This window comes from Hymenobacter agri (assembly GCF_054778495.1).
The window spans coordinates 1-2,206 of the sequence record NZ_BAAGZM010000661.1 but is presented as its reverse complement, the minus strand read 5'-3'; the positions used below and the strand labels follow the sequence as shown (position 1 = coordinate 2,206).

Below are 2,206 nucleotides of genomic sequence, written 5' to 3'. Positions count from 1 at the left end.
TGGCCGTCACGGGCCTCACGCCCGGGCAGCGCTACTACGTGGCCGTGAGCGGCTACGGCAGCGCCGACACGGGCGGCCTCTTTACCATTGCCGCCACGGCATTGCTGGCCACGCGCACCAGCAATAACGCGGCCCTGGCCGTATTCCCGAATCCCAGCACCAGCGGGCAGTTTACCCTGCAGCTGGCGCGCCCCCTGGGCACGGGTACGGTGGAGCTCCTCAACTCTTTGGGCCAGGTGGTGCACCGTCAGCCCCTGGCCAACACCAGCGAGCAAACCGTGCGCACGGCGGGTTTGGCCGCCGGTATCTACAGCCTGCGCGTACAGGCAGGAAATGAAGTCCTGACCCGCAAGGTGACGCTGCAATAAGGCAGCCCGCAAGCTGCTCTTTCTCGAAACCCGGTTGTCTCAAGCAACCGGGTTTTCTTTTAAGCGGAAGCGGTTTAGAAGGTGTTGATGACAAGCAGTTATTGCTTTGTAGCATACATTATCTGTACCCAGACCTGCCGTGGGCCCGCATTGCGCCGCTGCTGTCAGGTCGCGGATACACGAAAGGCGTCCGGGGCCATGACAACCGTCGGCTCGTGGAGTGTGTGCTACGGTTGTTGCGCAACGGCTGCAGCTGGCGGACCCGGCCGACCCTCCCAAGACAACTGGGACATGACGTATACGCGCTTTTAGCATTTGGGCGCAGGTGCTGGCGGCAGTGTTCAACCTGATACTGGAGCCAATACCGTTCCTGCAACGCGAAGCCGCTTGATTGCGCTATCGCCATAACATTTCAGGGTCTCACCGCAATGGTCGTCGTCTGGTGCTTGACGGTTTCGAACAGCCGCACGGTTGCGGGCTCCGTCAGCCAGGCGGACAGCTGCCCGAAATAGTCGACCACAAAGGGTTGTCGATAGTATGATTCCATAGCGGCAGCACTGCTCCATTCGCTTAGCAGCAGGAAGTTATTGCGAGTGGTAGGGTCCTCGTAGTAATGGTAGTTGAGGCAGCCCGCTTCGTGAGCCCCTTTGGCCTGGAGCACGCTGGTGGCTTGCAGAAACTGTGCGCGATGCTCGGGCTTGATAGTGAGAGCAACGGTTCGAGCATAGAAGAGCACTGGCCCGTGGTTATGGGTCAGCAGGCCCGTGCCCCGCCGAATTTGCGCGTTGGCAGTGGCAGTAGTTAGCGAGAGTGCGCTGATAAACAGCAACAAAAACCTGGTCATGATGAGCTGAGATGAAAGAGTTGCTTTGAATAAAAAGACAGCGTGTAATGGGCTGTCAGGCTACCATGCCCAGCAGCAGGAAGAGCAGAAAGCCCACGAAAAAGGCGGCCGTCAGCCAGGCAGATTCGTCTTCCGAGTGCGCCTCGGCCAGCAGCTCTTCGGTGACTAGGAAGAGCAGGGCGGCCAGGCCAAACGAGAGCACGAATACCAGCAACCCGCCCGCGGCGTGGCTGAGCAGCGTGAGGCCGATGGCCGCGCCGACGACCAAAGAGCCAGCCAGCAGCGCCACGATGCCGACCGACCGGGCCTTGGTAAAGGCTTCCTGCTGCAGCTCCACGGCCGTGGCCAGGCCCAACGAAAACAGCTCGAACGCCAGGGCCACCGCCAGAAGCGTACCTTCTTTGGCCCCGGCCGCGAAGCCGATGCCTAGTAGAAGGCCATCCAGGAAAATGTCGACCCCAATGGCAATCAGGAGCCCCCAGGGCAGCTGATTGCCATTGGCACTGGTAGCTTCGGCCGCCACTGTGCCGGGGGCGGGCGACCGGCGCAGGTGCGCCCGGCGCTCCAGGTAGCGGGTGAGCTGACGTAGGGCCAGCATGAGGGCCACGCCCAAGGCAAAGCCGAGGGCCACGACTACCGGCGAGTGCTCGTGCACGATGAGGGGCAGGATTTCGACTGCCGCTACCGAAAAGACCACGCCCGCCGCGAAGTGCAGAATGGCGCTGCGCAGCGACGGTCCCGGGGGCCGCCACACGGCCAGCAACGCGCCCACCACCATTACCACGGGTGGCAAGAGCGAGAGGCTGGTCATGGTGAGCCAGGAAGGGGCCGCAGCCGCTGTTACTTGTAAGAGGGTCATGGCGTTAGTCGGCCTGCTGGCCTTTGTTTAGTTCGGCTTCGAGGAAGTAGGCACCCTGGCGCACGAGCTGCGCGGTGGCGGGCAGCTCGTCGAGCGGCTCGATGGCACGGTCGCCGTTCTGCACGGGGCCGGCCT

The 2,206-nt window shown here is 62.5% G+C and carries 4 protein-coding genes; 2 read left to right on the top strand and 2 right to left on the bottom strand.

Annotated elements, in window-relative coordinates:
• Together ACYVDE_RS20780 and ACYVDE_RS20775 are read left to right on the top strand one after the other, a co-directional pair.
• Positions 1-368, top strand: a 368-nt coding sequence (locus ACYVDE_RS20780; protein WP_460503447.1) for a T9SS type A sorting domain-containing protein, incomplete at its 5' end; no start/stop codon positions are given.
• A 101-nt stretch (positions 369-469) separates the two neighbouring features.
• Positions 470-718, top strand: a complete 249-nt coding sequence (locus ACYVDE_RS20775) for a transposase (RefSeq protein ID WP_460503446.1) — start codon at positions 470-472, stop codon at positions 716-718.
• A gap of 62 nt (positions 719-780) precedes the next feature.
• Here ACYVDE_RS20775 and ACYVDE_RS20770 read toward each other — a convergent pair whose 3' ends face one another.
• Entirely contained in the window at positions 781-1,212 is a 432-nt protein-coding gene (locus tag ACYVDE_RS20770) for a putative quinol monooxygenase (protein WP_460503445.1), read from the bottom strand.
• A 55-nt stretch (positions 1,213-1,267) separates the two neighbouring features.
• On the bottom strand, positions 1,268-2,023 hold the full coding sequence (locus ACYVDE_RS20765; protein ID WP_460503444.1) for a ZIP family metal transporter: 756 nt from the start codon (positions 2,021-2,023) through the stop codon (positions 1,268-1,270).
• Between the last annotated feature and the right edge of the window lie 183 nt (positions 2,024-2,206).

Excerpts from the sequence above, each read along its gene's own strand:
- ACYVDE_RS20770 (WP_460503445.1), bottom strand. The coding sequence starts at position 1,212 with ATGACCAGGTTTTTGTTGCTGTTTATCAGCGCACTCTCGCTAACTACT.
- ACYVDE_RS20765 (WP_460503444.1), bottom strand. The coding sequence starts at position 2,023 with ATGACCAGCCTCTCGCTCTTGCCACCCGTGGTAATGGTGGTGGGCGCG.